The sequence below is a fragment of the Flavobacterium sp. genome, from assembly GCF_049590715.1.
Taxonomy (GTDB): domain Bacteria; phylum Bacteroidota; class Bacteroidia; order Flavobacteriales; family Flavobacteriaceae; genus Flavobacterium.
Genome location: NZ_JBAWDL010000158.1, coordinates 51,403 through 62,251, shown reverse-complemented (window position 1 = coordinate 62,251; position 10,849 = coordinate 51,403). Strand labels below are relative to the sequence as shown.

General features: G+C 32.6%; 10 protein-coding genes. 3 read left to right on the top strand and 7 right to left on the bottom strand.

The window, feature by feature from the left end:
* The first annotated feature begins 24 nt into the window (after positions 1-24).
* The 3 genes from WBQ70_RS07365 to WBQ70_RS07355 all read left to right on the top strand — a co-directional run bounded on the left by WBQ70_RS07365 (position 25) and on the right by WBQ70_RS07355 (position 2,771).
* Positions 25-858, top strand: coding sequence for an ion transporter (locus WBQ70_RS07365; protein ID WP_423912362.1), 834 nt, complete (start codon positions 25-27; stop codon positions 856-858).
* Positions 859-1,017: 159 nt separating this feature from the next.
* Positions 1,018-1,941, top strand: a complete 924-nt coding sequence (miaA, locus tag WBQ70_RS07360) for a tRNA (adenosine(37)-N6)-dimethylallyltransferase MiaA (RefSeq protein WP_423912351.1) — start codon at positions 1,018-1,020, stop codon at positions 1,939-1,941.
* An 89-nt stretch (positions 1,942-2,030) separates the two neighbouring features.
* Complete coding sequence (locus WBQ70_RS07355) at positions 2,031-2,771, top strand: acyl-[acyl-carrier-protein] thioesterase (protein ID WP_423912350.1); 741 nt, start codon at positions 2,031-2,033, stop codon at positions 2,769-2,771.
* Between the two features lie 460 nt (positions 2,772-3,231).
* Here the strand turns inward: WBQ70_RS07355 and WBQ70_RS07350 are convergent, their stop codons facing one another.
* The 7 genes from WBQ70_RS07350 to menA all read right to left on the bottom strand — a co-directional run bounded on the left by WBQ70_RS07350 (position 3,232) and on the right by menA (position 10,767).
* Positions 3,232-3,939, bottom strand: a complete 708-nt coding sequence (locus tag WBQ70_RS07350; RefSeq protein ID WP_423912347.1) for a response regulator transcription factor — start codon at positions 3,937-3,939, stop codon at positions 3,232-3,234.
* A 3-nt stretch (positions 3,940-3,942) separates the two neighbouring features.
* A complete protein-coding gene (locus tag WBQ70_RS07345) occupies positions 3,943-5,523 on the bottom strand; it encodes a sensor histidine kinase (protein ID WP_423912346.1) in 1,581 nt (526 codons plus the stop codon).
* Between the two features lie 59 nt (positions 5,524-5,582).
* Positions 5,583-6,179 (bottom strand): dephospho-CoA kinase, encoded by a 597-nt coding sequence (coaE, locus tag WBQ70_RS07340; protein ID WP_423912359.1) that lies wholly within the window; start codon positions 6,177-6,179, stop codon positions 5,583-5,585.
* A 191-nt stretch (positions 6,180-6,370) separates the two neighbouring features.
* Complete coding sequence (locus tag WBQ70_RS07335) at positions 6,371-7,369, bottom strand: glycosyltransferase (protein ID WP_423912343.1); 999 nt, start codon at positions 7,367-7,369, stop codon at positions 6,371-6,373.
* A gap of 392 nt (positions 7,370-7,761) precedes the next feature.
* The gene (locus WBQ70_RS07330; RefSeq protein WP_423912341.1) at positions 7,762-8,961 is read right to left on the bottom strand and encodes a tetratricopeptide repeat protein; all 1,200 of its coding nucleotides are present in this window, start codon (positions 8,959-8,961) and stop codon (positions 7,762-7,764) included.
* 114 nt (positions 8,962-9,075) lie between these two features.
* A complete protein-coding gene (locus tag WBQ70_RS07325; RefSeq protein WP_423912338.1) occupies positions 9,076-9,753 on the bottom strand; it encodes a metal-dependent hydrolase in 678 nt (225 codons plus the stop codon).
* Positions 9,754-9,804: 51 nt separating this feature from the next.
* Positions 9,805-10,767, bottom strand: a complete 963-nt coding sequence (gene menA, locus WBQ70_RS07320) for a 1,4-dihydroxy-2-naphthoate octaprenyltransferase (RefSeq protein WP_423912335.1) — start codon at positions 10,765-10,767, stop codon at positions 9,805-9,807.
* Positions 10,768-10,849: the final 82 nt, after the last annotated feature.

Below are 10,849 nucleotides of genomic sequence, written 5' to 3'. Positions count from 1 at the left end.
ACTAAAACCATTTTATCATTAACTATGCCAAATATAAAGTCAAATTACGAACGCTTCCGACAAAAAGTTTATATCATAATCTATGGTACAAGTACTAAGGCAGGGCGCTTGTTTGACCTGATTTTATTAGGACTCATACTTCTCAGCGTCCTTTTGGTTATGATGGAAACTGTGGCAGGATTTGATGCTAAATACCATTTTGAGCTTGTTTTTCTGGAATGGGCGATTACTTTTTTCTTTACCCTCGAATATTTTTTACGCATCCTCACCATCAACAAACCTTGGAAATATATCTTTAGTTTTTATGGCATTATCGATTTGCTTGCTATTTTACCCATGTACTTGTCCTTGTTTTTCCTTAGTTCCAATGTTTTTAGCGTTGTCCGTTCCTTGCGATTGTTACGATTATTCAAAATTCTAAACCATCCACAATTTAACAGTCAATCCGTCCAACTTAAGGATGCAATAAACGCCAGTAAAGGAAAAATCATTGTTTTCATCTATTTTGTACTCATCATTACCATTGTTATTGGTTCCGTGATGTATCTTGTAGAAGGTAAAGAAAGTGGTTTTACCAGTATTCCCGCAGGAATCTATTGGACTATAGTAACCCTGACAACTGTGGGATATGGGGATATTTCTCCCGTTACACCGCTGGGACAATTCATTGCCTCTTTTGTAATGATTTTGGGATATGGTATTATCGCCGTTCCCACTGGAATTGTTTCGGCTGAAATAGCCAAAAGAAGCCATTCTTCGACCCAACATCCAGAAGCACCTTGTTCAGGTTGTGGATCTGATGATTATCCTACTAATACCAGATTTTGCCCTCAATGCGGCCATGTTTTAAAGAATTAAAATCCATTTATGAAGCTAATTCCAGCTATACACTACAACTCCTCCTCCTTCAAGTTGTATTTCTAAGTTATAAAAGGAGCTTCTAAAGTCGCTCTTTTATAACAAGAAATACTAACTTGCAGTCGTCCGGGGTTTTCGTTTCTATCTGGGCTAAAAACTATGAAGTACCTAATTACTATTATCGGTCCCACAGCCATTGGCAAAACAGCATTGAGCATTCAATTAGCGAATCATTATCAATGCGAAATTGTTTCGTGTGACAGCCGTCAGTTTTTCAAAGAAATGACGATCGGAACTGCAGTTCCCAATCCCACCGAATTGGCTTCGGCAACGCATCATTTCATTCAAAATAAATCCATTTTTGAAAACTACACCGTAGGCGATTTCGAGAAAGAAGCTATAACTAAAATCGAAGCATTGTTTCAAACCAATGATTATGTAGTTTTAGTAGGCGGTTCAGGATTATACGTCAATGCTGTACTAAAAGGTTTTGATGAATTCCCTGAAATAGATCCTGCTATTCGCACCGAAGTAAATTCGAAGTACGAACAATTAGGCATCGGATATTTGCAACAGCAACTCCAAGCCTTAGACCCAGACTATTTTCAATCCATCACAAATGAAAATGCTCAAACGTTACAAAATCCGCAACGTATGATGCGTTTTGTGGAAGTCTGTATTGGATCAGGAAAGCCATATTCTTCCTTTTTAAACCAAAAAACCAACAGTCGATCCTTTACTCCTATTCTCATCGGATTAGAAGCTATTCGTCCTGTGATGTACAACCGCATTAACTTGCGTGTGGACATCATGATAAGCGAAGGGCTTTTGGCTGAAGCCAAAAAACTATACGCTCATAAAGAACTGAATGCATTGCAAACCGTGGGCTATAGAGAATTGTTCCAGTATTTTGATGGCGAAATCAAACTAGATTTTGCAATCGAAGAAATCAAAAAAAATACCCGCCGTTTTGCCAAACGCCAACTCACTTGGTTCAAAAGAGATAAAAACACCAAATGGTTTGATTTTTTGACTCCAAAAAAAGAAATAATCAAATATATTGAAGGAATCTTGAATCGATAACTTAATTCAAAATCAAATAAATTCCATATTCCAATACCGAACGAATAACTCCTAACCAATAACACATAACTTTTTAACTAAAACCAAAAATGCCTCTATCACCTCTATTCACCTCTGTTTATAGCAAAGAATACGAAATTAATTTCACTCAATGCTTACCATCTGGACGTTTAAAATATACGGAGTTATGCAACTTATTACAACTCACTGCTGCTACTCACGCAGATTTAGGAGGTATCAGTTTTAGTGATATGCAAGAATTTGATCAAGCTTGGGTACTAAGTAGAATGCGTGTAGAAATTACTGCTTTGCCACAATGGCGTGATGTGGTAACGGTAAAAACTTGGATCAATACTTTAGAAAACTCGCGCTCAATTCGTGCTTTAGAAATCTATGTTAACAACAAAAAAATTGCGGGATGTGAAACTTTTTGGGCAGTATTTAACACTAAAAAACGTCGTCCTGAACTGCTTAGTTTACCACACGATCATTTCGTGTTATTCCCAAACTTAAAAGCAACAGCAGAAGCGTTTTCTAAAATAGACATCAACCCAGAAAAAGAAGAAGTTTTTGAAAAAATAGTTATTCTCTCTGATTTGGATATTGTCAACCATGTTAATAATGTCAAATATTTAGAATGGTGTATGGATCTAGTCGACGAGAAAATTATTTTAAATCAAGAAATAAAAAGCTTTGAAATGAATTTTATGCAAGAACTTTCTCTTAGAGATAAAGTAGTAATTCATGAAAACATCTCTACAAAATCTATTGTTTTTAGTATTACTAAAGAAAATAAAAATTGTTATGCTTTACAATTGAATTTAATCTAAATAAATTTTTACACTATTTTGCAAAATTGGAATTACATCCGTTTCAAAACAAGGATTCTTCTTTTGCCAAATTTTATTGCGTGGTGATGGGTTAAGGAGCAAATGATCATTTTTCCTTTTTCAGGGAAACAAAATCCCATAGGAATTAAAGCAAACAAATCTGGATTATAAAATTGCGCTTTGGTAACATTCAACTAACGTCGTAATTCATTACCACTTTGATCATCCCTAGGAATACTAGATTCTTGTACTTTTTAGCCAGGAGGTTGTCTTATAATAACAATTTAGGTTTTTGAACTCGCTTGCACTACTGGTCGTGGCACATATGGTAAAAACAACTCAAATACGGTACAACTTTTAATGTTTTCTAATAATTGTTTCATCAGGACTTGAAAAATAGTAAAGAAATTCGCAACTAATTTTATAAAAAAAAGCTCCGATTTCTCGAAGCTTTCAATTATTACTCTTTTTTGACTACTAGTCTAAATCCTTCTCCGTGAATATTTAGGATTTCAACATTTTCGTCTTGTTTCAAATACTTACGTAATTTAGCGATATATACATCCATACTACGTGATGTAAAATAATTATCATCTCTCCAGATTTTAGTCAGTGCTAATTCCCTTGGCATTAAATCATTTTCATGAAGGATCAACATTTTCAATAATTCATTCTCTTTTGGAGATAATTTGGTTGGCTCATTATTAGCAAACGTTAAGAAACGTAATTTTGAGTTCAGGTGAAATTGTCCCACATTGAATTCAAACTGTACTTGTTCTGCTTTTACATCAGAAGATTTACGTTGGATAATAGCCTTAATCTTCATCAATAAAACTTCTGAATCAAAAGGTTTGTTCAAATAATCATCAGCTCCCGCTTTATATCCTTTTAGAACATCTTCTTTCATTGACTTCGCTGTTAAGAAAATAATAGGCACTTCGCTATTTTTTTCTCTAATTTCTTTAGCTAATGTATAACCATCTTTATATGGCATCATGACATCCAAAATACACAAATCATAGTTGTCTTTTTTGAATTTTTCGAAACCTTCCATACCATTTTTGGCTAAGGTAACATCAAAGTCATTTAGCATTAAATAATCTTTTAGAACTGCACCAAAATTCAAATCGTCCTCAACTAAGAGTATTCTTTTATTTATATTTTCCATATCTTAATTAATTAATGGTATTTTTATAATAAAGGTACTTCCTTTTCCCTTTTCACTTTCTACATAAACTTGACCATTATGGTCTTCAACAATTCGTTTTACATAAGCCAATCCAAGACCGTGTCCTTTTACATTGTGAATATCACCTGTATGTTCTCTGTAAAACTTTTCAAAAACTCTTTTCTGAGCGACTTTACTCATTCCTAATCCCCTATCTTGGATTTTAATCAGAATCATATCTTTAATATTCTCTGTATAAATATCAATTTCAGGAGGCTCAGGTGAATATTTAATAGCATTCTCTAAAATATTAACGACCACATTTGTAAAATGTCCTTCATTAACCAATACACTATTGCGATTCGCTTCAAAATGACTCGTAATTGATCCCTCTCTATCTTCTAAAATCAAACTTACATGCTCGATAGCATCTTCTATTATTTCCTCAATATTAGTCGATTCCTTTTCAATATCTAATTCTTTTTTCTCTAGTTTCGAAATTCGTAAGACATTCTCAACTTGAGCATGCATACGCTTATTTTCATCCCGAATCATTTGTAAATACTTAAAGACTTTTTCTTTGTCTTCTATAATTTTCGGGTTCTTTATGGCATCTAAGGCTAAATTAATTGTCGCAATAGGTGTTTTGAACTCATGCGTCATATTATTAATAAAATCCGTTTTGATTTCTGATATCTGTCGTTGTCTTATTAGTTGATTTAAAGCGCTAGTATAAGCAATCAAAATAATCAGTGTAAAGATGATCGATAAGATTGTAATACTTACCAATTCAGATAGCAAAAATTTCTTTTTATTTGGGAACATGACAAATAACTTGTATTTATCATTTCCTTCATTATCAGAAAATACTGGAATCGAATATCCTTCTTCTTTATTACAAAAACCACTTGATTTTATTTTTGACTCTACACCATTATTATAAATTGCAAATTCAAACTTAGTATTAACTCCGTATTGCTCTAATTCTTTTTTAATTAGTTTTTGCAATTTCTCATTAGTAGTACGTTCTTCTAGTGGCATTACTGAGGCAATATCCTTAAAGAATATTTCAAATTGAGCATTATCTAGAATATCTAAATTTCCTGCTTTTTCAATTTTAATGTTTGGAGTCAAATTCTGTTGAAAGTTTGGTTTATCAATATTGATATTATTATAAACCTCTGTCACTCTCTTAGAGCTAAAATTTTTAAATCTTTCGCTATTAAATTTTTTATCAAAGAACGATGAAGATATATTGTAATCTTCAGATATCACACTATTCGAATAAACGATTGTTTCATTCGTTTTTGGGTTTTTTTGAACATAATAAAACTCTAGCAAGTCATCTTTTTGCGGAATTTTACCTGTACTATCTTTGTAATGATTGTATTTGTCATAAAAACTATAAGCTTCTTGTTTTTCTAATTTATCAGCAACATTGCCAATAACTTGTTTAACATGAAATTTAAATTGCTCATCGTTATTTTTAAACGAAGTATTGAACCAATACACCTGAACAAGAATTATGCCTATTAAAGACAAACTCATTAATAAAACTAATAATCTAAAAAACATTTTATTCATCGAAACAAATTTAGCATTTTAACATTCTACAGAATAAAGCATTAACCAAAGATTAACATTTAAGAGTCTTTTTGTTTAATCTTCAAAATTTTAAGAATTTCATCGGTTTTCAGTTTTGCTTTTTCTAAATCAGAATTCTCAATAACAAAATCACTTTTTGAAATCCGTTGTTGATCAGTCCATTGAGCATCAATACGCTTTAAAATATGTTCGCGAGAAGTTTTATCTCGTTTCATAACTCGCTCAATTCTAAGTTCTAATGGAGCTACAATACTTATTATAATATCAAAATTTTTATATGAACCACTTTCAAACAAAATAGCAGCTTCATAAATTACATAAGGGAAGTCTTTTTTTTCAGTCAACCACTCTTTGAAATGCTCCTTAACAGCAGGATGAATAATTGCATTCAGCTGTTCTAATTTGGATGCATCGTTAAACACAATTTCGGCTAATGCTTGTCTAATTAGAATACCTTTATCAAAAACAGTTTCTCCAAAATTTTCTTTAATAGCCTGAATAACAACACTTGATTGCATTATTTTGCGCGCTTCATCATCAGCTATATATATAGGTATACCTTTTGACTGAAAATAAGAAGCGATTGTTGTTTTACCACTTCCAATACCTCCCGTTAATCCAATCGTTTTTGTCATTTTATTAATCTCAATTAAATTCAAAAGCATAGATTTTAGCTAAAATAGCTTGAATATATAAAAATTACAGCCACAAATTAAAATGATTAAAAAGATTAATCTGCGCTAATCCTTTTAATCTGTGGCTAAAAATTAACTTTGAAGACTTAAAGTCTACTTACCAATTATATTATAATCCTATATAAAGTGATTTACTTTTTAAAGAACAATTCTGGGAATGCGGCTTGTGGTTTTTGTCCTAATACAATCACTTTTATATAGGACTCAATAAATCCCATTCCGTAGCCATAAAATTGTTTCCAAGCGGCAACCACTGATAAATACCCAATTTTAGGATTTTTATTTTTAATTGTAGAAGTGATAAACAAGATGACAAAGTATACAAAATACAATTTTAATAAATAATCATTAGCAAAAATTAATAATATTAATGCTATATAAAAACCAATGATAAATAATGATGGAAAAAAGAACGTCAGTTTATTGTATTTAGGGTACCAACTATTCAAAATAGGGCGAGCTTTTCCAAATTTATTTACCTGAATCGTAAATTTATCCCAATCAATACGACGTTTATGATAAACAAAGGCTCTGGTAAAAAGTCTTGTTTCAAACCCTAATTCCCACAAACGAATAGATAAGTCTGGATCTTCACCAGGATGAATATTACCAAAACCATTAGACGCTTCAAAGGCTTTTCGGGACAATCCCATATTGAAACTACGTGGTTGAAATTTTCCGATTTTCTCAGAGCCACCACGGATTCCTCCGGTTGTCAAAAAAGAAGTCATGGTAAAATTAATCGCTTTTTGAATGTCCGAAAAACTGTCTAGCGCACCATCAGGTCCACCAAAACAATCAACATATTTTGCTTGTAATTCGGTAGCCACTTCATTCAAATATTGTTTAGGAATAATACAGTCCGAATCAAAAATGATAAAATAATCACCTTTGGCTTTTAGCATACCGTAATTTCTAGAATCTCCAGGTCCTGAATTTTCTTTGTAGTAGTACGAAATAGACAATTGATTGATAAATTTATTTACGACTTCGTCACAACGAAGCGTAGATCCATCCTCTACCAAAACAATTTCAAATGATTCTTTATAAGTAGATTGTACTAAACTTTCTAAAAGTTCTTCTACTTCGTCTGGACGGTTATAAACCGGAATTATTAAAGAAAACAACATACTCTTACCTGTAATTAATTTTTTAACAAAGATATACTTTATAGCTATAAATAATATTAGATTTTTAAGGTTTTACCACGAAGAAACATAAAGCAAAAATGTAGATTAAATCACCAATTGACAGGACAAATCTATGAGTAAAAAAACGGACCGCAGATTCGCTAATTTTAATATAATGTGGATTGAAAACAAACCGCTTGAAGCGGAATTAGCGCAAATTAATTCGTCCTTTACTTCAGCATTATTTTTTTTGAAATCTATGAATCTGTTGTTATAAAAACGTATGATTTTGCTTTGTAACAAAGTATATTCTAGAATCAGCATTTTTTTTGTATTAACGCAAAATCTGAAATAAAAATTTGTTAATCTACATTCAAAAATCTTTTTAAAGCTTATTTAAACAACTTCAAAACTCTGTCAAAATCAGCTGATGGTAATCCTAACTTTTGAAAAAGGGTAAAATCGTCTTTTACTTTTTGAGTCCAACTTAAGCTATCTGTAAGATTTTGCGTTTGGTATTCTTTGTAAATGGATTTAGCTGCTGAATAGTTATCATTCAACAAATAAGCGTGGGCAAGATTGAGTTTGACAAACAATTCAGTGCTGTCTTTTTGCTCTCCTTCTTTTAGGTATTTGAGTGCTTTGCCATATTGTTTGGTAATCAAATAACAATAACCCAAATTGGAGTAATCCAAAATACTACCTTGATTGTCATTGATAATGGTCGTGTAGTTTTTGATTGCCAAACCATAATCTCCTTTCTTAACAGCTGTATTGGCTGCGCTTCTCAAATCAGCATAAACAGTTTTAGAGACTGTGGTTTCACCATAACAAGCGTTTCCATTGTCTTTGTAAATTTTGGCTTGTTCAATGGTTAACAGTTTTTGAAATTCATCAAAACGGTATTCTTTTTGGATTTTTTCTTCTAAGCAAATACAAAAATCATCTGAACTGGTCATTTTACGAGCTAAAGCAGAGGTCTTGCATTGGTTGATGATGAATTTTCGGTTTTCTAAGGTCCAACCACGACTTAATTTACTATCAACCCAAGGCACAATTTCGACCACAATTTTTTGTTTCATAATCCAATTGGTGCTTTCAAAACCAAACCAGAGCGCCTCTGAATTGTATTTTAAACAAGACGATTTATCTATGGAAAGCCTTTTGGCATCTTTGCTTAAAGGTGTATCTTGTACCAAACATGCCTCATTAGTTTTACCAGTTTTTTGATATTTGGATGCGTTATCTTTATTAGTGAAAATGGCGTATTTACATTTGTCATCTCCTGATATTTTAGACATTAAGAAAACAGCTCCAGCAGAACCTTGACTAATACCTGTAGGATCTGGAATGGCTTTTAGAATAGAGGTTAAACTCCCTGCCATTTGTTGATTCTCGTCGAGAAGGGTGATTCTATAGATAAGTTCAGTAGTTCCTGTAGGCAAATCATCAATTTTGATGATGTTACGATCACGAGCAGAAACGTTAATTTCTTTGATAAAGGCACGATCTTTGTCCCAATACCCTTCTTTTTGAGCAAAAACCGACTGAAAACAAATGCTAACGAATAGCAATACATGTATTTTTTTCACACAAATAATATTAAATAACGGGACTCCTAGCCCTGATGGAAGCGGCATCCTTTTTATTTTTTCTTTAAAAAATAAAAAGATATAGCGGACAGCAGGAATAGCTCCTAAAAAAAATTATAATTCGATACTTTCACCAATAGTTAGCAACATTAAATCTTTGTCTTTATCAAAAAATTTTTGGATGGCTTCTTTGTGATTAATTTCGATATAGCCGAAGGTATCGTAATGAATTCCAAGTACTTTATCACATTCCACAAAGTCCGAAGCCATGATAGCATCCTCGACATCCATAGTAAAATTATCGCCTATAGGAAGAATAGCTAAGTCTAATTTGGTTCGCATAGGAATCAATTTCATATCCATCGTCAACGCTGTATCGCCAGCAATGTAAATGTTTTTATGTTCTCCCTCGATGACAAAACCTCCTGGGTTTCCGCCATAAGTCCCATCAGGAAACGAGCTAGAATGTACTGCATTGACGTATTTCACTTTACCAAAATCAAAATCCCAGCTTCCGCCGTGATTCATAGGGTGGGCTGTAAAACCTTTGGCCGCGTAATATCCTGCAATTTCAGCATTAGAAACTATAACGGCATCTGTATTAGTTGCAATAGCTTCGACATCCAACACATGATCACCGTGCGCATGGGTAAGCAAGATATAATCCGCTTTTAACATATTGACATCAATATGGGCCGCTTTAAGGTTGCCTGTAATAAATGGGTCTACTATAATATTGATGTCTCCAACTTGAATTCCAAGGGATGCATGTCCGTAAAATGTTATTTTCATTTGTATCTTTTTACTAATTACTACTCACTAATAACTATTTACTATTAAAATCTATCTACCACCTAAAAATAAGTTTACCAAAATATCTGAAAAAAAGAAAATCATACACAAAGCCAATAAAACGGAAAGCGCAAAAGTACTTAAGGCTAGTTTTTTCAACTCTGGGTCTAATGTTTTAGGTGTCTTGTTTTTAGAAACGGTAATTAAATGATTAATTAAAGGAATGTAAACCAACAAAAACAAATACTGGTCGAAATTAAACTCATCCAAAAGAGCAAAAATCAATACCAAAAGCATAGCCGTTACAATCAAAAAGTAATGGTATATTTTAGCTTTGGCTCCTCCAATTTTGACAACTATAGTGTTTTTATTGGATTTTCTATCCGATTCTTCGTCACGCATATTATTAAGATTAAGAACTCCTACACTCAATAATCCGATGGCTGCAGCAGGCAAAATAAGTAATACATCAATTTCCTTAGAATACAAAAAATTAACACCTAAGGTACTTACCAAACCAAAGAAAACGAAGACAAACAAATCTCCGTATCCACGGTATCCATAAGCGGTATTCCCAACAGTATAACGAATTGCAGAAATAATGGCTAAAATTCCCAATGCCAAAAAGAACAATGTGTAAAAAATATTAGTATCTGTAAATGCAAAGTAAATCAATAAAACAGCAGATAGTAAGGTTAACATAGCTGTAATTATAATCGCTTGTTTCATTGCTTTAGGTGAAATAACACCTGATTGTATCGCACGCATTGGTCCTACTCTATCAGAATTATCGGTTCCTTTGACTCCATCACCATAATCATTAGCAAAATTAGACAGGATTTGCAATCCTAAAGTCGTCAATATAGCAAAGCCAAAAAGTCTCCAGTTGAATACGTCAGTTGGGGTTAATATATCAGTTGTGGGGTGTGCAAGTGCATACATACTTCCAACAATTATCCCTGATACAGATAATGGTAATGTACGTAGTCTTGCTGCTTCAATCCAATGTTTCATTTTATTTGTTTTGTTTGATTTTGTCTCAAGTTTAAGGTTTCAAGTTAACTTCTAACAACGTTAAACTTGAAACTTGAAACTC

Excerpts from the sequence above, each read along its gene's own strand:
- WBQ70_RS07365 (WP_423912362.1), top strand. The coding sequence starts at position 25 with ATGCCAAATATAAAGTCAAATTACGAACGCTTCCGACAAAAAGTTTAT.
- miaA (WP_423912351.1), top strand. The coding sequence starts at position 1,018 with ATGAAGTACCTAATTACTATTATCGGTCCCACAGCCATTGGCAAAACA.
- WBQ70_RS07355 (WP_423912350.1), top strand. The coding sequence starts at position 2,031 with ATGCCTCTATCACCTCTATTCACCTCTGTTTATAGCAAAGAATACGAA.
- WBQ70_RS07350 (WP_423912347.1), bottom strand. The coding sequence starts at position 3,939 with ATGGAAAATATAAATAAAAGAATACTCTTAGTTGAGGACGATTTGAAT.
- WBQ70_RS07345 (WP_423912346.1), bottom strand. The coding sequence starts at position 5,523 with ATGAATAAAATGTTTTTTAGATTATTAGTTTTATTAATGAGTTTGTCT.
- coaE (WP_423912359.1), bottom strand. The coding sequence starts at position 6,179 with ATGACAAAAACGATTGGATTAACGGGAGGTATTGGAAGTGGTAAAACA.
- WBQ70_RS07335 (WP_423912343.1), bottom strand. The coding sequence starts at position 7,369 with ATGTTGTTTTCTTTAATAATTCCGGTTTATAACCGTCCAGACGAAGTA.
- WBQ70_RS07325 (WP_423912338.1), bottom strand. The coding sequence starts at position 9,753 with ATGAAAATAACATTTTACGGACATGCATCCCTTGGAATTCAAGTTGGA.
- menA (WP_423912335.1), bottom strand. The coding sequence starts at position 10,767 with ATGAAACATTGGATTGAAGCAGCAAGACTACGTACATTACCATTATCT.